The sequence below is a fragment of the Desulfurococcaceae archaeon MEX13E-LK6-19 genome, from assembly GCA_029637525.1.
Lineage (GTDB): Archaea > Thermoproteota > Thermoprotei_A > Sulfolobales > Desulfurococcaceae > MEX13ELK6-19.
In genome coordinates, this window is the sequence record CP072660.1 from 1,770,393 (window position 1) to 1,791,610 (window position 21,218).

19 protein-coding genes and 1 pseudogene are annotated in these 21,218 nt (G+C 40.1%); 11 read left to right on the forward strand and 9 right to left on the reverse strand.

Features of this window, described 5'->3' with window-relative positions; translation table 11 throughout:
• Positions 1-15: 15 nt before the first annotated feature.
• Positions 16-672: an NAD-binding protein gene (locus J4526_09065; GenBank protein WFO75205.1), complete on the reverse strand. Its 657-nt coding sequence runs from the start codon at positions 670-672 to the stop codon at positions 16-18.
• 36 nt (positions 673-708) lie between these two features.
• A complete protein-coding gene (locus tag J4526_09070; protein WFO75206.1) occupies positions 709-2,136 on the reverse strand; it encodes a TrkH family potassium uptake protein in 1,428 nt (475 codons plus the stop codon).
• A 500-nt stretch (positions 2,137-2,636) separates the two neighbouring features.
• Between J4526_09070 and J4526_09075 the strand changes: the two genes are divergently transcribed.
• Positions 2,637-4,286 (forward strand): HD domain-containing protein, encoded by a 1,650-nt coding sequence (locus J4526_09075; protein ID WFO75207.1) that lies wholly within the window; start codon positions 2,637-2,639, stop codon positions 4,284-4,286.
• 13 nt (positions 4,287-4,299) lie between these two features.
• On the opposite strand, the gene J4526_09080 is transcribed toward J4526_09075, so the two are convergent.
• On the reverse strand, positions 4,300-4,668 hold the full coding sequence (locus J4526_09080; protein WFO75208.1) for a hypothetical protein: 369 nt from the start codon (positions 4,666-4,668) through the stop codon (positions 4,300-4,302).
• A gap of 184 nt (positions 4,669-4,852) precedes the next feature.
• Between J4526_09080 and J4526_09085 the strand changes: the two genes are divergently transcribed.
• Complete coding sequence (locus J4526_09085) at positions 4,853-5,740, forward strand: hypothetical protein (protein ID WFO75209.1); 888 nt, start codon at positions 4,853-4,855, stop codon at positions 5,738-5,740.
• Positions 5,741-5,749: 9 nt separating this feature from the next.
• On the opposite strand, the gene J4526_09090 is transcribed toward J4526_09085, so the two are convergent.
• The gene (locus J4526_09090) at positions 5,750-6,211 is read right to left on the reverse strand and encodes a YbhB/YbcL family Raf kinase inhibitor-like protein (GenBank protein ID WFO76394.1); all 462 of its coding nucleotides are present in this window, start codon (positions 6,209-6,211) and stop codon (positions 5,750-5,752) included.
• Positions 6,212-6,753: 542 nt separating this feature from the next.
• Here J4526_09090 and J4526_09095 point away from each other — a divergent pair.
• Both J4526_09095 and J4526_09100 read left to right on the forward strand, forming a co-directional pair.
• On the forward strand, positions 6,754-7,728 hold the full coding sequence (locus tag J4526_09095) for a hypothetical protein (GenBank protein WFO75210.1): 975 nt from the start codon (positions 6,754-6,756) through the stop codon (positions 7,726-7,728).
• Between the two features lie 250 nt (positions 7,729-7,978).
• Entirely contained in the window at positions 7,979-8,377 is a 399-nt protein-coding gene (locus J4526_09100; GenBank protein WFO76395.1) for an EamA family transporter, read from the forward strand.
• A gap of 84 nt (positions 8,378-8,461) precedes the next feature.
• Here J4526_09100 and J4526_09105 read toward each other — a convergent pair whose 3' ends face one another.
• Entirely contained in the window at positions 8,462-9,547 is a 1,086-nt protein-coding gene (locus J4526_09105) for an ornithine carbamoyltransferase (GenBank protein ID WFO75211.1), read from the reverse strand.
• A gap of 387 nt (positions 9,548-9,934) precedes the next feature.
• Between J4526_09105 and J4526_09110 the strand changes: the two genes are divergently transcribed.
• The gene (locus J4526_09110) at positions 9,935-10,906 is read left to right on the forward strand and encodes a hypothetical protein (GenBank protein WFO75212.1); all 972 of its coding nucleotides are present in this window, start codon (positions 9,935-9,937) and stop codon (positions 10,904-10,906) included.
• A gap of 35 nt (positions 10,907-10,941) precedes the next feature.
• Here the strand turns inward: J4526_09110 and J4526_09115 are convergent, their stop codons facing one another.
• Positions 10,942-11,994: an ornithine carbamoyltransferase gene (locus J4526_09115; GenBank protein WFO75213.1), complete on the reverse strand. Its 1,053-nt coding sequence runs from the start codon at positions 11,992-11,994 to the stop codon at positions 10,942-10,944.
• Between the two features lie 106 nt (positions 11,995-12,100).
• Positions 12,101-13,504, reverse strand: a complete 1,404-nt coding sequence (locus J4526_09120; GenBank protein ID WFO75214.1) for an amidohydrolase — start codon at positions 13,502-13,504, stop codon at positions 12,101-12,103.
• 152 nt (positions 13,505-13,656) lie between these two features.
• Between J4526_09120 and ade the strand changes: the two genes are divergently transcribed.
• Together ade and J4526_09130 are read left to right on the forward strand one after the other, a co-directional pair.
• The gene (gene ade, locus J4526_09125; protein WFO76396.1) at positions 13,657-15,486 is read left to right on the forward strand and encodes an adenine deaminase; all 1,830 of its coding nucleotides are present in this window, start codon (positions 13,657-13,659) and stop codon (positions 15,484-15,486) included.
• A 164-nt stretch (positions 15,487-15,650) separates the two neighbouring features.
• Positions 15,651-17,006, forward strand: coding sequence for a dihydroorotase family protein (locus J4526_09130; protein ID WFO75215.1), 1,356 nt, complete (start codon positions 15,651-15,653; stop codon positions 17,004-17,006).
• Between the two features lie 7 nt (positions 17,007-17,013).
• Here the strand turns inward: J4526_09130 and J4526_09135 are convergent, their stop codons facing one another.
• Together J4526_09135 and J4526_09140 are read right to left on the reverse strand one after the other, a co-directional pair.
• Entirely contained in the window at positions 17,014-17,670 is a 657-nt protein-coding gene (locus tag J4526_09135; GenBank protein ID WFO75216.1) for a nucleotidyltransferase family protein, read from the reverse strand.
• A 94-nt stretch (positions 17,671-17,764) separates the two neighbouring features.
• Positions 17,765-18,151, reverse strand: coding sequence for a ferredoxin family protein (locus tag J4526_09140; protein WFO75217.1), 387 nt, complete (start codon positions 18,149-18,151; stop codon positions 17,765-17,767).
• 100 nt (positions 18,152-18,251) lie between these two features.
• On the opposite strand from J4526_09140, the gene J4526_09145 reads away from it, so the two are divergent.
• The 4 genes and pseudogenes from J4526_09145 (at position 18,252) to J4526_09160 (ending at position 21,215) form a co-directional block, all read left to right on the forward strand.
• Complete coding sequence (locus J4526_09145; protein WFO75218.1) at positions 18,252-18,641, forward strand: winged helix-turn-helix transcriptional regulator; 390 nt, start codon at positions 18,252-18,254, stop codon at positions 18,639-18,641.
• Positions 18,642-18,673: 32 nt separating this feature from the next.
• Positions 18,674-19,555: an XdhC family protein gene (locus J4526_09150; protein WFO75219.1), complete on the forward strand. Its 882-nt coding sequence runs from the start codon at positions 18,674-18,676 to the stop codon at positions 19,553-19,555.
• A 352-nt stretch (positions 19,556-19,907) separates the two neighbouring features.
• Positions 19,908-20,651: pseudogene (locus tag J4526_09155) on the forward strand (FAD binding domain-containing protein).
• A 3-nt stretch (positions 20,652-20,654) separates the two neighbouring features.
• Positions 20,655-21,215: a (2Fe-2S)-binding protein gene (locus J4526_09160; GenBank protein WFO75220.1), complete on the forward strand. Its 561-nt coding sequence runs from the start codon at positions 20,655-20,657 to the stop codon at positions 21,213-21,215.
• The last annotated feature ends 3 nt before the right edge of the window (positions 21,216-21,218 follow it).

Here is a 21,218-nt window from a genome sequence, read left to right on the forward strand (position 1 = left end):
GCGACGACTCGATAGTTATCCTTGCTGTTTGCTGAAAAATTCTTTAACCTTACTTAAATCACTATCCCTAGTTATTACAACAACTTCATCCCCTTTACGGAGAACTAGGTCATTTTTAGGTAGCAGGAATTCTTCTCCACGATAAACAGCTATAATCATCGAGTCCCCAGGTAACTTTATTTCACTTATTTTCTTGCCATCAAGCTTCTCAGATATTACACCTGTAAAGAAGCGGGCATCACTTTTTATTACAGTTGTCAAGTTTACTATATCGAATCCCTTTACCAGAGCAAGTATTTGAAGGACAGCCAGTTTTGAAGGGGACACTATACCGTATATACCGAGGTTTAGTGCTAGTTGCTCATAGGATTCATCATTTAGTATTATTATTACTTCTTTCGCGCCAAGATTTTTTGCTGCAACCCCAGCTATGATATTATCTTTATCATCATCCATAGCAGCTATGAAGTAATCAACGTTTTCGACACCAGCTTCTCTTAAAGTATTCACGTTCGTTGGATCGCCGTGAATAACAGTACAGTCAAGCTCATTAGCGATTTGCTTAGCTACTTCTTCACTAGGCTCCAATAATACAACATCATGTCCTTCGCCGGCTAGTTGCTGAGCTATATGCTTACCTATGCGAGACGCCCCAGCTACAATCACGCGCAACATTAATCGCCGTGTAGTCTTAATCATCTAGCTAGTTTATAAGGAAAGTGATCTAAGACTCTTTTTAACCTCTTCAATACCATGCGCCATAACGGCTACAACAGGTAGTATTTCGAGTCTGCCCAAGAACATGTCTATTGATAGCAATAGTTTAATCCACCATTGCATACTCTGGCTCACGATTGATGGAGCTAAACCAACAGTTCCTAGTGCTGAAGCTACAGTAAACAAACTATCTATGAAGCTGTACCCGGCGTAGAGAAACACTATTGTTGATACAACCAACGCGATTAAGTAGAGATTTATGACAAGCATAGCCATATAGATTTCATCGTCATCAACAGTCTCGCCCTCAAGCCTGACAGTCAATATTCTTCCTTGTGGAGAAACTGTTTTCAATACACGTCTCCATACTTCCTTGAGCAGGAGTATTAGTCTATATTGTTTGAATCCTCCTCCCGTAGAACCTAGTGAAGCCCCAATAACCATGAGTACTATGACAATATATTTTACCACGATAGGAAGCTCGTCTATTGATACAGAAGCATATCCTGTTGTGGTTGACGCTGAAATAATAGTGAATACTATGTCCCCAAAACTAATATTTACACTAGAGGCATTTACTGCAATATAGGATAACACTATTGCTACAATATTTATTGCAACAAAGTACTTGATCTGGGGACCCATGCCAATATATTTCGGTTTCCTCTTCAGAAACGCCATGTAGTATCTTGGGAAACTCTGTGCACTAATAAACATGAATACAAGCGCAACAATCACCGTACTACCTGTGAGATACGCTCTTGTCGAGAAACCTCCTGTTGAAATAGTTGTTAAACCATGAACTATTGATTCAAACCAGTCCATACCTGCAATACGATAAAAAACTATGGCTACAACCGTTAAGACACTATATATCATTATAACCGCTCTAGCTACAACCATGATGCTAGGCATAACAGCCTCTTTCCTAATATGAGTAGCAAGCAGTTTATACGCCATTGTACCGGGTCTAAGGAGCATCCCGAGAGTCAGTATAACTATACCCACGCCACCAATCCACTGCAGGAGAGCACGTGAAAACAATATTGTTCTAGGAAGACTAGCAGCATCGTAAACAGATAAACCAGTAGTAGTTATACCCGATATGCTTTCGAAAAGACTATCCCAGAAATCAAAACCACACAAAACCATGACAAGCGTATGTAGAATACCTGGTATAAAGAACGATAAAATAGCTACAATTAGAGAATCCAAAACACCTATATTAACTGGCTTCTCAATAAGCCTAATTATCAATAATCCACTCAATAAAACAATAATAAAAACAATAAAGAACAACATCGCATAGGGCTCATTAAGTAGTAGCGAAGCAAAAGCTACAAGGAATAAAACAATACTAAAGCCTAGAAGAATCCATCCAACGAAGTATAGTACGGCACTCCATTGTATAGAAGACAATAATCACTCACCAACTACTACATTTACTCGACAACAACTAAGTCTTAAAATTTGTTTATACTATAATACTGTTTCTACAAATAGACAGCTTCCTGACGACCTACTTTGCTATAAGCCTGAACAAAGCGTCCAGTAAAATTATTCAAGTAAACACTGTACACATACTAAACAAAAGTTCTATTACTACGTATTCTCTCTTGCTTACATTATTTTCATTGCATTCTATACGGGAGCTACAAGTATTCGCTAATAGACGCATTATTGAAAACCAGAACTATTCCAGATACTATGGTGCTATTGAATTATTTACCATGGGGTAAATTATAGGCAATAGTGTTTTTTCCTATCTTCATACATAGTTTGTTTTCTTAGAAAGTTACTTTTTTCTATGCTGTTGTTTTAGAACTTGTTTTGCGATGGTTTTATGTAGATAATATTTATTTAGGTTTGTTACAAGATCTTTCATAGTACATAGTAAGGTAATACTGATTCTAGGATCCATGGTGATCGTCTTGAGCATGGAGAAAGTAGAAAAGACAGGGGTTTACCAACCCATTTCGTTGCTACAGGTACTTCCATTTGATGGTGTTGTACGTGATGTTATTTACGATTACATACCTTACATTAAGGGTGTTGAATCCCCCATTATTGATACTTGGGTTTTACAAAGACTCAGATACTTGTATCAACTCCAGCTAGCCCACCTAGTTTATCCTTCTGCTACACACACGCGTTTCAATCACAGTCTTGGAGTAATGCATGTAGCGTACAGGTTTATGTCACAACTATTGTCTCGCATAGAAGTTTTGAAAAACAAGCTCCCGCGCGAACAAACAAAAGTATTCCTCAACAAGCCTAAGGAAATACTTGTAGCAACCAGAATCGCTGGCCTTCTACACGATATTGGCCACGGCCCATTTAGCCATTCATTCGATAAATATGTTCTAAAGAATAGATCTTATCTTGGGTACGTTGTCGGGAACCACGAGGTTCTAGGCTACATCATATACAGGGATTACCTTAGAGACCATATTATGAAAGTTATCAAGAACTATGGAGGACTGGATGCAGAGTTCGTTGCAGAACTACTCGATGAAGCAATGAAGCCTCCACACGGTATGCGCGGCTTCACTGATCTCGAGAAGAAAGGACTGCTTAGCTTAGCAGACTATTACGTGCCCCATCCGGATAAACAAGCACATAGACTTGTAAGAATGGTTGTACGCGACTTCCTCTATCCAGCTGATATCGTTGACTATCTTGTTAGAGATAGCTACTTCACCAAAGCACCAATCGGAGTAATAAACATGGACTGGCTGATAATACAAACATATATTGTAAGCCATGAAAGCATACTACAACCGGCTATATCAAGTAAGGCTCTCGATGACCTTGTGAGAATGCTTAATGCTAGGAGGTTTATGTACAAAAACGTCTATCTCCACCCAGTTAACATAGCATTCGATGAGACTATGGGTATTCTCCTTAAATGTGATGCTATGAGGGAATTCATAGCCAGTGTTATCGATAAAATGCTTGAAGGCGAATTACACTACTATAAAGCATTAACAGACTATAGTATCTATGGAATGCTACATAGATGGAGTATTGAAGAAGACTTGGATAAATACTGTAGCAACGTTGGATCGGAGGCAAGAAAAGCCCTCCAAAGCCTGTTCGAGTACAGGAAGCCTAAATGGAAGAAACTCATAAGACTAGAGTTTGATAAGGAAGAAGCACGCCACTTATTCACTAAAGGCATAGGAATGGACTTCATGGAGATTATAGAAAAAAGAATCAGGAAAGAGCTAGCACATAAATTCCGCAGTAAAGGAGTTAGAGAACGTGACTTCAAGCTCTTGGCGCAAGTAATAGACCCCTATCCATCATCAGCTAAAGAGATCTCTGAGTACATCTACATAGCAAGAACCATAGGCGATAGAGCAATAGACTTTACAGTAAAGCACCTCGATGAATTCACTAAAGAATACGGTATCCGTGGTGAAGCACTCTTCACACTATACATTGATAGAGAAAAATACGAGAAAATAGATGACGACGACCTGAAGAGAATGATCGACTATGCTGTAACAATAATAAATGAAGCACTAGGAAAAGCTGAAGAGAAGAAGATGCCTGAAACAGCTTGATACAACGATAGTATCACCTTTTCCTACCAAGCAAATCATTACCAAAATGGCTACTAGTACTTTCAGTAACAATAAAATGGGTAACAGCTTCACGGACAAGTTTCCCTACATCCTTTATTTCAACAAATCTCTGTTCATTAATTCTTGTAGGAACATTGATCTCTACTCCATTTATTTTAATTAAACCTAATTCAGCAAGTTTTCTCAAATCATCTTCAATCATATTACAATAAACACCCGTTGACGTAACCTTCCACACACAATCTTCATAACCTAGATTTATACCTTCAATTCTCTCAAGCACATAAACTAGGCTATGAAGGAAAACCCTATCAACTCTATATGTCCTCAGAATGTTTAGCAGCTTCTCAAGCCTACTCATCAGCCTACCCAGATTAAGAGTTGGCAAATAAGAACTGTTTATAACGTCGGAGAACGTAATAACCCAGTATTACCTAAGAAGACGGATCGTAGTATTGGTATAGAACATGTTAGTAATGAAAACTAAAATATTGTTCCTCCAATATAATTGTGGCTGCGAATACTATTATCCCAGGCGTATGTGTATGTATGAAAACAAGTATTTAGACATGGAAAAGGGAAAAGAATTAGTTTACAAGATAGATAATTGTCTTGAATTATGTCAAACCAAAGCTTTGCAATACATTATAATACTTATTGCGGAAATCATTATATTTAAATTCGTTAGCCTAGCTACAGCTATATCTTTCATTAAAGTAGGAGGAGGGTCTGTAGAAGAGCTTGCCCGAGAAATAACAACTATTTGGGGAATATTATCGTTGATAATAACGCTTCTCGTTTTTCTCCCACTTATGCTATTATACCAATATGTTAAGTCATTACATTTGTACACTAAGACTTATATTGAAATACGAAAATACATGAACTCACATTCAGCTTCTCTAGACATCTATAGGGTCATGTATGTTGATAGAAGATTAAGAGCATTCTCTATATTCATGATCGTGTATCTAGCAGTATTGGCAATACTAAATATACTAACCATATTGAGAGTTTATGAAACTAGTATTAAAGTGCTAGAGAAAAGCGAGCTTAGGGGAGCAGATATACCTTCTCTCGTTACCTCAATTATAATAAGTGTCATTAATGATCCAGTTTATCTATCCGCAACCGCTACATCTTCAATAATAGTTTTCATCATGGCATTCCTTGTCTATACTATATTAGGTGAACTTAGAATAGTTGTCGGCATAAGTGAGTTTGATGGTGTTGGAAAGACTTATCTTGTACTAGCAATTCTCAATATGCTCAATAACTTCAGCCCCATTGACCTCTCAGTTCTTTTAACAATTTTAGTATTTATCACATTCGTACTTCATGTATACTACGTATGGTCGTCTACGAAATTACTAAAGTCCATAAATGAGAGAATCAGACCAAAGCTCTTTAGTAAGACCGAGCAAACAATTTAAGAACAGTTTTCATCTACCATAGACACCCATATAGTATCCATAGGCTATAACATGATTTTTCAAAGCATTAATGACTTCTTCTTTTGAAGCCCCAGGCTCTAGATCAAGTTTTGTATCAAGTGCTAGCACGAGAATATAGTACCTATGTGTACCTAGACCCGGTGGCGGGCATGGTCCGCTATATCCTATTTTATTGAAGTCGTTGATTCCTTGTAGACCATAGGGTGTCTCTGGTTCAGGTGGTATGTTTTCCGGAAGACTCATGTTTTTGGGCTCGATGTTATACATGATCCAGTGATAAAATGTTCCACCAGGAGCATCAGGGTCATACATTATTAGTACAAGAGATTTTGCTGATGGAGGAACACCTTTTATTAGCAGTGGAGGAGAGATATCTTCTCCATCACAAGTATATTTAACTGGTATTTTTCCCCCAAAGCCAAAAGCTGGTGATGACACTTTTATAACCATGGGTTTCCCATTAATTGACTCGCTCAAGACGGGATCAACATAGAAGCTGTTTTTCTTACCACCATAAGTTGTAATATACCATATAGCAAATGCTGCAACACCTATAGCTATAACCACTATTACTGCAGCAGCAATAAACGCCCTGATCGACAATCCTGTCCCCTCCATTAGTCACCTATACTGTTTTGTCTTGGTGTGCGTTCCGGCGCGCACCCAGCCGTTCATCCGCCCCCATGGCGGGGGTGTCGCGGGGGTGAGGAGACCGGAACACTTCTCTACGTAACTAAATAGTGGGACTGTATTATTAATGTAAACCCGTCGTTACACTGATACACTGTAGTTAATAATTAAGCAAATAACTTGTATAACATATCGTGAAAAACTAAACATAGCGGGCCCTATGCCCGGACCAAGCCTCCGACGACCTTTATGAGGATGAGTCGGAGAGGGAAGGGCCCGCCATACTAATACAAAGCTATGGTATTATACTGTAATAAACAAGACTACGTATAACAGTATAGTTGGCTTTATGTGGTGTGATTATGTTCACTGGTACCAGGAAGATTAGAGTAATAGTGTTTATTTCATCAGTCTTCTTATTTCTTGCGGGATTTATGTATGACGTATTATTTGTGCCAAGTATAATACTGGAATTTTACTCCTTGGCGCCAAGAGGCATGTTTTTATCTCAAAGAAGAACCCATAGGACATTCTTTATCGTTGCCGGGATAATTCTTGTCTCTATTTTCTCCATGGGCGTACTAGGTATTGAGAGCTTCGAGGATAGGTCTATCATTAGACATCTTGCTACTGGATTCTGGTTTTTCCTTGTACCAGGAATTCTATCGCTTCTCCACGGGTTTGGCATAGGTGTTATTCCACAGGATCTCGATAACTACTTGCTTAACAAAATGGCTACCTATAGAGACACTATAATCAACAACACTATTAAGAATAAAAAATTCCTCTACATGTCGTCATTATTTTCTCTTTTCGCGTTCGGCACAATACTTATGCTAGGCTATGTATTCATGAGTTTCCTTAATAATGCAGACAGTATTACCATAGACTTCATACCTGGTTTCACAGGCGGCGAAGTAGTTGTTTCTAAGACCATGATCACGCTTTCTGGTTTAGTGCTCGGGTTTTTAGTAGGTATTCTACCTGGTATGTATGCTGTAAAAAGGTATAATGAAATAATGTCAAAGAGTATTACAAAAGAGTATCCTTTAAGAAAACTATTTTTGATAATAAGATACTTCATTCTATTCGCTTCAATGATACTAATATTTACAGGATTACTAATTATAGTCGTGTGGCGAACCTATGAGTCAATTTATGCTGGGTTATTTATACTTATTCTAAGCTTTTGGATCATTAATATCTCTGAAAATCCATTCACCTTGGTTATCATGAATGACTGTTATACAGAAGTATTTAATTTATGTAGAAAATTGGTGAAATCCATTATAATGAAGTACATATACTTTAGGAAAACAAGAAATATAAATCAGTAAAAACTATTTAGGGCATTGACTTTCTACAAGATCTATTTGATTGAGATCCATTATTTTCATCAAATACTATATTGATATAAAATGACTAAGTACTAAAAACCTATAATCTTGTTTGTGGTGGTTGTACACTATATTTGATAATGTTATAACCATGTTTTTATTCCCAGTAAAGAGTTGATGGTTAATAACGAACCACTATAGCGTATTTTAATGTTATATTATGGTGATCATAATGGGGCAGAATACATGGATAGTCTATGCATTAGCTTGTCTCATATCATGGGGTTTATGGGGGTTATTACTTAAACTCGCATATAGGCAACTCAGTTGGGTTGAAACATATTTTATTAGTAGCCTTGCTTCGTTTACAATAGCTTTATCCGTATTTCTATACTATGGCGGAAAAATAGGGTTCTCTAAAGAAGCAGGTATCTTTGCTGTTCTAGCAGGTATTCTTGGTGGTGTAGGCTACATCTTGTTTATGAAAGCTCTAGAAACTGGGAAAGCATCAGTAGTGCTTCCATTGACAGCATTGTATCCTGCTATAACAGTGATTCTAGCTATGGTTGTTCTCGGCGAGAAGATATCGATTACACAAGCTATAGGAATAGTTCTCGCATTAATAGCCGTTATACTGATATCACTCTAGACTATTTTCACATTGAATAAAGAGAATAAAGAAAGAAGAAAAAGATTTTTATTTAATGATTTAATGGAAAACAAAGTCTCGCTTTTACCTTACACGTCTAGCCATAGTCATTGCCATTACTGCTTTCTGTACGTGTAGACGGTTCTCTGCTTCTTCGAAGTAGAGGCTCTTCTCGTAGCTGTCTAGTACTTCGTCTGTTACTTCTTGTCCACGGTCGGCTGGGCCACAGTGCATGTAGTATGGTTTGCCTGCTTTTTCTAGTCTCTCCATTGTCACGATCCAGTCCTTGAACTTGGCCTGATACTCCTTAGCCTCTTGCTCGTGTACCTGGTTGTCGCTACTGAATGGCGGGAAGAAGCCCTTGGGGCTCCATGCCTTGGGGTATACGAATGTTGCTCCCTCGAATGCCTCGTCCATGTTGTGGACTATCTTGAACTCGCTGCCCCAGTATTCTTTAGCGTACTCTCTGACTTTGTTGATTACATCGTCTAGTAGCTCGAAGCCTGGTGGGTGTGCTATGTAGACGTCTGCTCCTAGCATAGCTGCTATTAGTGCAACACTCTGTGGTACAGCTAGTGGCTTGAGTCCGCCGGAGTATGCGTAGCTTACAACGAACTTCTTGCCCTTAAGGCTCTTAGGCCATCCTAGGGCCTCGAGTGCTGCCATAGCGTCTGCTAGTGCCTGGAATGGGTGGTAGAGATCGTCCTCCATGTTTAGTACTGGGACGCTAGCCCATTTAGCGAACTCCTGTATGATCCTGTGCCCACGACCGATAATCCACTTAGCTGGTTTGCCATAGATACGTATGGCTATACCGTCACCATACCTGCTTAGGACTCTGGCTACGTCACGTATAGCTTCTGTCTGGTATGGAACCATGTCTTCTGGTAGTGTTGGAGTATAGACTTGGTCTGGAGCAATATAGATGCCCTGTCCACCTAGCTGATAGATACCAGTCTGGAAACTGTTCCTGGTACGAAGGCTCTTGTTGTAGAATATTAGGTATAGCGTCTTGCCCTTGAGATAAGGTGTCTCCACACCTAGATGGAACTTGTTCTTAAGGTCTCTAGCAGCCTCTAGTACCTTGAAGATATCATCGATGCTATAGTCGATGTTTCTTAGCCAGTGCTTACCAGAAAAGTAGCCTACATACCATGGGAGATCAGTCATACACCCAGCCTCCCACAATATAGTTCAAGAAGAAAATAGTATGTGGAGGAAATATAAAATCTTTCATCATAAAATACCCCGATAAAAACACCCAACAATAAACACCATTTAACACCATTATGTCTACAGTATTACAATAACCCAGGATTCATTATAACACCTATTAATAAACTTGAAAAAGATAACGAAAACCTGCAACGGTCAGAGAGGGCGACACTCGTCACCCCGAAATCAGCCAGCGAGGAGGTAACTCATCATACCATAAATACAGTAACTCCAGGAATTATATCGTTCATCTTCTCTCTTATATAGTCCTTTATATAGTATTACCGTTACGTAATACCCAATGAATAGATAGTACAAAAGTATTATCTAAGGGGATCTATTTTGCATAAACTAATTATATTATTAATATTGACCATATTACTTGCCAGCATGACAATTACAACAAATATTATCATCACTAAAGGTCTTAGGATAAACCTGTACGCAACTAGAACCATAGATGGCGATCCGAGTGATTGGGTAGGTATACCTCCTTCGACTGATAATAATTACACGTACAGCAATGGAGAATGGATATGGCGTGATGCAGTAAATGATGTTCAGGATGTACCCAATGTTGATATAACGGGTGCTGATATAACAGAGATAAGAGTTACGTCAAATAGTACACATTTGTTTTTATTGATAAAGTTTTCTAATCTTACATCATTAGGTCAGTCAGGCGAGCCAGGAATTTTCATAACGATAGACATTGATCATACTACAGGTAGCGGAAACAATGATTTTGCCTATGCCAGTGAAACCTATGTCGCTAGTTCAGGTGATGCAAATTGGGAAAGACAGATAGTAATATGTTTATCAGTAAGTACTGTTGCAGATGGAGTACTTATTCATGGCGATGGGGTTACTGTGAGTAATGGAGGAAGCCCTCTGGACATTTTAGATACACAGTACAACGATGTATCATCAGTTAACTCGGTTTTTGCAGCAAGTAGTGTATACAACACTGTAGAAGCTGCAATAGCTTGGAGTGATCTTGGGATAGATCCGTCAGTCTATTTTGCAAATGGAAATTATTTAAGAATTGAAGTCATAACTACGGGCATGGATTCCAATGGTCTCGTAATCGAATATCTAGGACCTACTGGTAGCGACCCCACTGTTTCTGATGCTGTTGACGCAATGTCTTTACTCACAACACCTCAGGAAGTAAGTGACAACAATGTAGATTACTACGCCGACATATTATTTACTAATGATCCTACGCCAGCTCCTGAAAACGGAGTTCTCATCGCATTAGTATTCATCATTACAATAATCATAGTAATCATAAAACTCTTGTATAAAACATAAGATGAAGTATAAAGAGAAAGAAAAAAATAAATAGATTACTTTACTCCGTATAGTGTTAGTGCTAGTACTGCTGCTTTTGTCCATAATCCGTTTTCTGCTTGTTCGTAGATTATTGATCTCTTGGGGTCGTCTATGACATCGTCGTCTGCTTCGTACCCACGGAATATTGGTAGTACGTGCATTAGTACTCCGTGTTTGTCCATGAGGTCCATGAGCTGTCTTGTTACTTTCCAGTGTTTGTATTTCTCGTAGATTTTTAGTTCTTCGTCTTTGAACTTGCTGTAGCCTAGTTCTACTAGTTTGGGTGATGCCCAGTTTCTGGGGAATACGGCGTGTGCTCCACGTAGTGCTTCTTCGAGATTGTCTGTGAATTCTAGGCTTCCACCACTCTCCTCAGCGTTCTTCTTCGCTATCTCCATTAGCTTGGGGTCTAGGTCAAAGCCTGGTGGCCTAGCTACAACCACGTCTACGCCGAATCTCGTGAACAAGATTATGTCTTCTTGTACGCTACACCATCCACGTATTTCTGGGCTGTAGGCCCACATTACAACATATTTCTTGCCCTGTATCTTACCAAATCTCTCCTCGAATGTCATGAGGTCTGCTAGTCCCTGTGTTGGATGGAACTTGTCGTCAGCCATATTGATTACTGGTACACGTGCATGTTTAGCATATGTTTGGAGTACAGCATTACCACGTCCATACACATAGTCTATTGCTTTGTCTAGTATACGTATACCAATACCGTGTCCATACCTCTCATACATTACAGCAACATCCTTGTCCGCTTCACCAACTTTCTTCTCGCCGACAGCAAGCCTGGTGGTCTTGGCCTCAATATATGCTGCATGTCCGCCAAGCATTGCCATTGCTGCTTCGAATGCTGCTCTTGTTCTAGTTGATGGGGCATAGAATAGCATGAAGAATACTTTCCTGTCTAGTATTCTTGGTATATCCTGTAGGCCGAAGTAATGGTATCTCCATTTTAGTTCTTTGGCTAGGTTTAACGCTATTCTAATCTCGTCTACGCTCCAGTCGAGAGTTGATATAAGGTCTTTGCCACTAAGATCTGTTACTAAATGCTTCATAACAATACACCCCTGCCAGGTAGACGTCTCTTAGTTAATCTATGCATGGCGCGAGTAAATAAAAATAGAGTTGGCAAAAAATGTTTGACACAAAAGAAAGTAATGTTTATATTATTTCCCAGATTGTCTCTACTTCTTTGCAGATACCCGTTCTCTCGTAGAGTTTATATGCTGCTTTGTCTGCTTCATTAAGAACTTCTTCTTCATCTATTGTTAATACTTTACGTTCATACATTACGAGTTTGCCATCGATGATAACGTTTCTAACGTCATGACCTGACGCAGAGTAGACTAGATGCGATAATGGGTTGTTCAGCGGCTTTAGGTGGGGTCTCCAGTAGTCAATAGTGATGATGTCTGCTTTCTTACCAACTTCTATACTACCAATCATGTGTTCTAGCATGAGTGCTTTTGCACCATTTATCGTCGCCATCTCTATTACTTCTTCGACACGTATTGCTCTCGGGTCACCTGTTCTTATTGGCTGCAAGAGCGCTGCATACTTCATTTCACGCAACAAGTCATAGGTATCGTTGCTTGGCCCCCCATCGGTGCCTAGGGCGACGTTGACTCCCGCCTTAATCATATCGCTTACTCTAGCCATGCCGGAGGCTAGTTTCATGTTACTACATGGATTATGGCTTACACTGGTTTTTGTCTCCGCAAGCAATCTTATCTCGTTATCATCAACCCATATCACATGAACAAGAACAACATTTGGCCCTGTTAGTCCCAGCCAATGCGCGAATTCAACAGGTTTCTTACCAAACTTCTTGACTGTATACTCGACGTCTTCACGTACTTCAGCTAGATGCATTGTAATACCTGTTTTCAGCTCACGGGCTTTCTCAGCTATTTTCCTGTATAGCTCTGGTGATACCGCTCCAGGTGTTCTAGGACCAAACCATATCCAGATCCTGTCTCTCCATCCATGGTATTTGTTGTAAAGCCTAACGGTGTCATTGAAGCTCGTGTCTCCATCCTCTATTAAACCGGGATGGAGAGCATTCTCTTCCAGGGCATAGCCAGTTAAGTCCATGACATGTCTTGCCAACGCCGCTCTTATACCACTTGGCTTGATAACCTCTTCTATGATACGATCTGGCCCGTATCTCCCCACGAGACCTGTTTCCAGGAATGTTGTTGTACCACTCTTGATCATCTCGAGAACAGCTAGTTTAGCACTAACCACCGCTTCATCTGGCGTGTAGTTTCCTTGGAGAGGCCATATTCTCTTAGTGAGCCAGTCTATAAGCGTTACATAGTTGGCGCATCCACGTAGAAGAGCCTGCATCATATGAACGTGCGTGTTAACCAAGCCTGGCATGATAATGTCTCTAGTAGCATTAATTACTATGTCGCTATGGTACTTGTAGTCCTTGTCTAACTCATCTCTCTTACCAACAGCAACAATAACTTCGTCATCAATAGCTACCGCGCCATTTCTTATGATACGTCTTTCTTTATCAAGAGTGATAACCCATCCTCCACGAATATAGATATCAGCCATTAGGGTATCACACCCTGTTTAAACTAGTTTCTCTCGAGAAAAAAGAGTCCTACCCGTTGATGGTGTTGTGTTCTGCTGTGGAAATACTTCATCACTGATAGATTTAATTTGCTGGAAGACTATAATTAAAGTAAATACACGTCTGGTTATGGCTGGGTGATACACTATTGTTTAGCCTTCTAGAGAGACCACGTAAATTGATAAAAGCCGCTTTAGGAGAAATAAAGGCCGATCTAGTGATCAAGAACACGAAACTAGTAAATGTTGTCACAGCGGAAATCCTCGAGAACATAGACATAGTAGTATACGATGGACACATAGTCAGGGTAGACCAAATAAAAGATCTTGACAAATACATCGGGCCAAAGACAAAAATCATAGACGGCAAGAAATACTATGCACTACCTGGGTTCATAGAAACGCATGTACACATAGAATCCAGTATGCTTAATGTTAGAGAATTCGGTAAACTAGCTGCGATGCATGGCGTCACAACCGTTGTAGCCGATCCACATGAAATAGGGAATGTACTAGGTGTCGATGGTATACGCTATTTTATAGAGGAGAGTAGATACACACCCGTCAGATTCTTCTTCGAGGTACCAAGCTGTGTACCAGCAGTAGACCCCAGCTACGGCGTTGATAGTGGTGGACAACGCATTGACTCCGGACAAGTAGCAGTATTAATGCAAGACCCCGGGATCATTGGTTTAGGCGAAGTAATGGATATAGTTAGCGTATGGGATGCCCGCACAGAAATACTGGTAAAAATTGCTGCCGCCAAACTAGCCCATAAAGTAGTCGACGGACACGCCCCTCTTATCCGTGGAGAAAAACTTGATGCATACCTAGTAGCAGGTATAAGCAGCGACCATGAATCAACATTTGCCGACGAGGCTCTCGAAAAGCTTAGGAAAGGAATGTATGTCTTCATGAGAGAGGGGAGTGCATGGAAGAACCTGAAGGAGTTAGCTAAACTGGTGACAGAGTACAAGATCGATACACGTAGGCTCACATTAGCTGCCGATGACATAAGTGTTGAGGATCTTGTTGAGAAAGGTTACATGGACTATATAGTTAATCTGGCAATAGAATATGGAATCGATCCCATCAAGGCAATCCAAATGGTAACAATAAATGCTGCCGAACACCTAAGACTCGACGACAAGATAGGTATGATAGCCCCTGGTAGATACGCCGATATACTCTTGGTACCGAGCATAGAGAAAATCCAGATCTCCAAGACTATTATTGGAGGCAAACTAGTTTACGACAATGGTAAATGGCTCTTTAAGGCAGATGGTGAGTACACGTATCCAGAGAAGGCAAGGAAGACAATAAACTTGAAGAAAATACCTGAACCACATGAGCTACTGATAAAAGCGCCTATTGAGAAAGGCTTAGCAAAAATAAACTTAATCAAAGCAATCCCGGGCAGTGCATTAACCAAATGGGAGAAAACAGAAGTACCAATAGAAGACGGTTACCTCAAGGCACTCCCCGAAGAAGACATCGCTTATATCGCTGTTCTCGATAGACATCATGCATCAGGAAACATAGGCAGAGGTTTTGTCAAAGGACTTGGACTAAGAGAAGGCGCTATAGCACAGACAATAGCACATGACACACACAACCTCATAGTAGCTGGCACTAATCCACGTGACATGGTTGTCGCGATAAAGAAAGTTGTCGAGACAGGAGGTGGAATCGTTGTTGCTGTTAAAGGCAAGGTCAAAGCTGTTGTTAGACTACCAATAGCAGGACTTGTAAGTGATGCTGACTACAAGACTGTTTACAAGGAGCTCAAGGACGTAGAGAAGAACTTGAAGAAACTTGGAGTAGACTTCAATAATATACACATGACACTAGGACTACTAGCCTTACCCGTGATACCAGAGCTACGTGTAACAGATAAAGGTCTCGTCGATGTATTCAACGCGAAAATAGTCGACCCCATAATAGAAGTTGTTGAAAAGAAGTAACATACATTTTTTCCTTTCCTTCTCATTTCTTCAAGTGATAGAAATACATGCTTTACACCTCCATGGGCTACAGTGATCTTAGCAAGCTGGTAAGATTATTTAAGAATCTTAATGTATCCTATTAGTTGAAGAGAATCTTTACTCTATAACCGTAGGGAGGATGCTTGGTATTGTCTTCATTACTTATAAAAAACGCTAGAGTATTTATTAATGGAGAACCCGTTGAAGCCTCTATCTACGTGGAAAACGGTGTCGTCAAATCTATTACAAAAAACCATGAGCCATTACTGAGTAGAGCTGAAACCATTATTGATGCCGAAAATAAGCCTGTTATACCAGGAGGTATAGACATTCATGCACACATATACGATCCCGATTATACTCATCATGAAGACTGGCGTACAGGTAGTTTAGCAGCTGGCTATGGAGGTATAACAACTGTTTTTGATATGCCTCTTAGAATGTTTGTTGACAACATAGAGAAACTATACCTCAAGGTTAAGAAGGGTCTGGAGGACTCGTATGTCAACTTCGGCATCCATGCTGGTATGATGAAAGACGAGAACTTGACTGCTATACCAGAGCTTGCAGAACACGGTGTCATAGGATTTAAGGTGTTTACACTCAAGCCCTGGGGTGCTAGTGACCACGCTATACTTAAGATAATGGATCTTGTACGTAGTGTCGATGGCGTCGTAATGGTTCATGCCGAAGATGATGCTCTCATTGATAGAGGTCTTGAGGAGATGAAGAACAGGACGGATCCACTGGCTCACCACGAGGCACGTAGCGATGTTGCTGAAGCAGCTGCCATATCAAAGATAGGGTTCTACGCTATGGTCACTAGGGCTCATACACATATTGTCCATGTTACATCGAAACTTGGTGCCGAGAGAATAGCGTATTTCAAGAAGAAGGGTGTGAAACTAACCGCCGAGACCTGCCCCCAATACTTATTCTTCACTAGAAAAGATGTGGAGAAATGGGGTAACTACCTAAAGTGTGCTCCATCGATAAAGACTGGTGCCGATGTAGAGGGGTTATGGGATGCTATAGCCTCTGGTGTAATAGATGCTATAGCGAGTGACCATGCCCCGGCTCCTAGGAATGAGAAAGAAGTAGATGTATGGAGTGCATGGGGAGGTCTTCCAGTAATAGAGCTGATAATACCATTCACTTACACTTTTGGTGTGAAGAAGGGAAGAATAAGCTTCAGCAGGTTCGTTGAGGTAGTCTCTACAAATCCTGCCAAGATAATGAAGCTTTATCCCAGGAAAGGAGCCATACTACCCGGTAGTGATGCTGATCTTGTTGTATTAGATGTAGATTATTGCGAAAAAGTAGATCCAGCTAAGCTGCACCATAAAGTAGACTGGTGTCCCTGGGAAGGCGTCGAGCTATGTGGATGGCCGCGCCACGTTATAGTCAATGGAGAACTGCTTATACAAGACCGTGAACTCGTAGGAAAACCTGGTATGGGAAGATACGTCGGCGAGTACTTTAAGAAAACAAAAGAGTAGTACTCTTTCACCTAATCCATTTTATGCCGAACAAGTTTTCTGCTTCAGCCAGATCTTTTGGTTCATCAATATCGTATACTACACCAAAATCATCTGTATCAATGTATATTTTATAGGTGGTAAATCTACGTAGAAAGCCTTTCAAACCACGTTCTTCCTCGGTTATCTCCAGTATATGTTTAGCTAGGTTCCTCGAAACCATAAGAGGATGTCCTCCTTTCCCATTGTATCTTGGCAGTAAGATAAAGTCTTTTCCACTACGATATAATTCAATCGCCTTGTTCAATAGTTCTCCTATAGTGCTTTCTTTGATAAACGGGACATCGCCTGGATGGATTATAACTATGTCACTATACTTCAAGACACTTGCAACACCTGTTTTCACCGAGAAAGACATGCCTTTATAGTAATCTGGATTATACACATACTTAACACCAGTATCACCAACAGCTCTAATTATATTAGTAAAATCATGGCCGACAACAACCACTACTTCATCAACATCATCATATCTAAGATACTTATCAATAAGGTATCTCAACAAAGATTTCTCTACGCCGTTATCTCTTATTTTCTGAACAAGCTTTCCTCCAGGAAATCTCGTCGACTCTCCAGCAGCAAGAACTATACATGAAATAAACTGGCCGCCCATAATTCTAGCCAATATCTAGACCCCAGTCTCATTGTCTGGAAAAACTCTACAAAACGATAGTATTTAAGGAATAGTGCTTTGGTCACAAGAGTAAACAAATTAAATGCTATTGTCTAATGTTGGAGTCTCCGCTAAATATCTTCTCAATCTTCTCTTTAGCTAACCGTACTGCATTTGCTTTATCTCTCCACTTTCTTAGTTCGCTAAGGTGAGGGAATGATATGGCGTCTCTGGGGCAAAGTTTAGCGCATGTATCACATCCCACCATACAGTTGTATGGTCTAGCTACTATTGGTTTATTTTCTTTAGGATCCCAGTCATAGACTACTCTACCTGAGCACGTTAGAAAACATAATCCACAACCAATACATCTCTCATAGTCTATCCGTGGATACCATGGTATTTCCTTCCGTGGAATGTTCCACCATTTTGTGTTAGAAAAGTCTTTTATTGTTCTGCTCAGCACATCCTTCCCTATTACTGGAACCTCCATGAACTACCTCCCTTGTAAGGTTTTTCATATGATTTATATTTCATTTGAAAGAATAAAAATATTACCTTTTCAACGATAAGGTATATACAAGGTGTACTTTATGCCAAAAATCCGAGAGATCTTGGAAAAACTTGTTGCCGACAACAAATGCCAAGATCTTACTGAACAATATAAAGAAGAACTTGATGAAGAAGTGTTTCTTCCTAGTGACGCTAAGATTAATGAGTACGCTAACATATTTAGCGTGTTATCTAACCCCAATAGACTTAAGATCATTTATTTACTTCTCCAGAAACCTATGCCTGTCTGCTTCCTAGCATCACTCCTTGGCCTAGACCAGACTCTCGTCTCCCATCACTTGAGTATCTTAAGGAAGCATGGCATTGTAGAACAGATCATTAAGGGAAAGTATAGGTTTTACTATGTGTCTAAACAAAAACTCTTTGACATCCTGGCTAGTATATTTAAGGAATTCGAGCTTAGAAAATAACCTAGAAGACAATGGGTTTGAGGAGCAAGGTTATGTATCCCAAATTTGTGTCTGACAAGGACTTGTTCGAAAAAGCTGTTGAAGCCCTGGAGCAAGGTTTGAGAGTATGTATTGCTGTTATTGTCGAGAAGATAGGTAGTGGCCCGCGTGGCCCTGGAGCGAAAATAGTTGTTCTCGAAGACGGGAGATACTATGGTACTCTTGGTGGTGGCCCCTTTGAGAGAATGGTTGTATCTCATGCACTTCAAGCCATTAAGGAAGGAAAGTCTCGCCTAGAAAAATACTCTTTCACTGGCACAGAAGAACCCGAGAAAAAAGGTGTTCACGAGACTGGGTTATTGTGTGGTGGTACTGTGACCGTCTTCTTTGACGTGCTTAAACCCAAGCCAACAGCGTTCATAGTTGGTGTAGGTAAGATAGGGAAACCTTTAGCCGATATAATGAATCTTATTGGAGCAAAAATAGTTGCACTAGATCCGAACAGAGAGTTATTAAAGAAAGAGGTCTTCCCCTATGCTGAACTCTACCATGGAACACCTGAGGAAATAGGTGAGTACATAAAAGAAAATGCAAGACCTATAGACATGGTCTTTATAGTTCATGGCGAGACAAATGTAGATGTACCTGTACTAAAGAAAGCAGTTGAGTCGAAAGCTGGATTCATAGGAGTGCTTGGTAGCAAAAGGAAGGTCATAGAGTATGCTAAAATGATTATAAGAGAAGGTGTGAAACCCGAAGACCTAAGGAAGAAAGTGAGGGCACCAATAGGAATAGACATTGGAGCAAAAACACCTGAAGAAATAGCTGTCAGCATAGCAGCACAAGCCATAGCATGGCTGAACAATAGCGAAAAAGAAGAATATAAAACGCTAAACATACTAATGAGAGAAGACTTGTTCAAAGATAAACCATAAACCATTAGTATTATTTATTTACTTGTTCCCTAATATTCGATCTCTACATAACAATGGTATTATCCTGTTATATCTGATTTTTATATGTTTCCTATATTGACATTTATACCTGTATATTAATTATCGAAATTGTTTTTATTCCTGCCATTACTAACATATTTTTTGATACACGGCAGAGTATCTCTTGAGTATAGTCAAGTAGAGTAGGTGATGAGCTATAATAAGGTTCAACGTGTATATACCATCAAGCCTTGATGATGCATTAAAATTCCTTGCAGAAAAAGGAAATGAAGCAACAATACTGGCAGGAGGTACTGATGTACTAGTTCTTGCGAGAACAGGTGTTATCAAGCCAAAGCTAATGCTAGACCTATGGTCCATTAAGAAAGAACTAACATACGTTAAGAGAGAAGACGGGTACATCAAAATAGGGGCTATGACAACTATTGAAGAACTATACAATAGCTTTCTAGGCAAGGAGAAAAAATATCTTGGCTTCGTTGATCTGTACAAGCATTTTGCCACACCATACCTCAGAAACCTAGCTACTATAGGAGGAAATATTGGTACAGCACATCCACTTTCTGATGCCGCCATACTATTACTAGCGCTTGACGCAGAAGTAAAGCTATCAAGTATCAACGGCGAACGATGGGTTAAGATACCTGACCTCTACCTCGATATAAGGAAGCTCAACAGGAAACCCGAGGAAATGATCACCGAGATAAGGTTTAAGGAGCTTCCCGACAATTCTTCAACAGCATTACTAAAGCTCGACCGTAGACATGGTCATGCAATGGGCTACATTGTTGCAGCAGCATACATGGCTCTCGACGGCGATAAAATAGCCGATGTAAGGCTTAGCTTTGACAGCACTGGCAAACCATATCCTGGTAGAGCCTACAAGACAGAAGAATTCCTTAAAGGCAAGAACCTTAGTGAGGACACGATCCTAGAAGCATTCAAAGTACTTGAAAACGAAATGCAGAGAATAAGCGATTACCGTGCACCAGCAGAGTACAGACTACATCTATCAAAAGTATTGATGAAAAGAGCGCTCTTCTTAATAAAAGATCGTGTGATAGGGGGTGCTTAGATAATGTCTGGTCCTGAGTCTAAATCACAACAAGAATACCCTGACATCACTATAACCCTTAACGTCAATGGCAAAGACTACACCATCACAGTAAAACCATATGAAAGACTAATAGATGTACTAAGATACAAACTAGGGTTAACAAGCGTCAAAGAAGGATGTGGACGTGGCGAATGCGGTTCCTGTGTAATCATTATGGACGGCAAGCTTGTGCCATCATGCCTTATACCAGCCTACAGAGCTAATGGAAGCAAAATACTAACCCTCGAAGGATTAGCGCCTGAAGGCAAACTACATGCAATACAGAAAGCCCTTATAGACACTCTTGGAATGCAATGTGGATTCTGCTTCCCAGGAGTGATTCTCGCAACAAAATATCTTCTTGACAGGATACCAGACCCCACAGACGAGGACATCAAGGACATACTTGAGGGACAACTATGTCGTTGTGGAAGCTACCTAAGATTCATCAAAGCAGTAAAACTTGCTGTCAAGTACATTAAAGAAGGAAAGATCTATTTTGACGTAAAAGAAGCTGAACCAGGTAAGATCTTGGAGGGGTGATAG